Origin of the sequence: Salipiger sp. HF18 (genome assembly GCF_011806505.1) — a bacterium.
GTDB lineage: Bacteria > Pseudomonadota > Alphaproteobacteria > Rhodobacterales > Rhodobacteraceae > Salipiger > Salipiger thiooxidans.
This window is the reverse complement of record NZ_JAATOS010000966.1, coordinates 1-620: the sequence shown is the minus strand read 5'-3', so window position 1 is coordinate 620 and position 620 is coordinate 1. Positions and strand designations below refer to the sequence as shown.

At 67.7% G+C, this 620-nt stretch carries 1 protein-coding gene; it reads left to right on the top strand.

Annotated elements, in window-relative coordinates; translation table 11 throughout:
* Positions 1-620, top strand: a 620-nt coding sequence (locus HC022_RS28300) for a TRAP transporter large permease subunit (protein WP_167454571.1), incomplete at both ends; no start/stop codon positions are given.

Sequence of the window (620 nt, the reverse complement as noted above, 5' to 3'; positions counted from 1 at the left end):
CCCGCTGGAGGAAGACCGCCGAGATCTGGCCGGTGCTGCTGCTCATCGCGGCGGTCTTCGGCGGGCTGTTCTCGGGCTTCTTCACCGCCACCGAGGCCGGCGCCTTCGGCAGCTTCGCGGCGCTGCTCATCGGCGTGCTGCGCCGCTCGCTGAGCTGGGCCGACTTCAAGGAAAGCCTCGTCGACACGCTGCTCTCGTCGGGCGCGCTCTTCATCATCGCCATCGGCGCCAACCTCTTCACCCGCCTCGTGGCCATGTCGGGCCTGTCGATGCAGATGGGCGGTTTCGTGGAAAGCCTCGGGCTCGGGACCTTCGCGCTGCTGCGGGTGACCGTGCTGATCTCCCTCGTGCTGGGCATGTTCCTCGAGCCGATCGGGGCGCTGCTGCTGACCCTGCCGCTGTTCCTGCCGATCCTCGCCCAGCACGGCGTCGACAAGCTGTGGTTCGGCCTGCTCGTCGCCAAGCTGCTCGAGATCGGGATGATCACGCCGCCGGTGGGGCTCAACGTCTTCGTCATACATTCGGTCGCCCGGGACTACGTGCGGCTGGAACAGGTCTTCGCCGGCATCGTGCCCTTCATCATCGCCGATCTGGCGCTGGTGGGCGGCATGCTCGCCCTG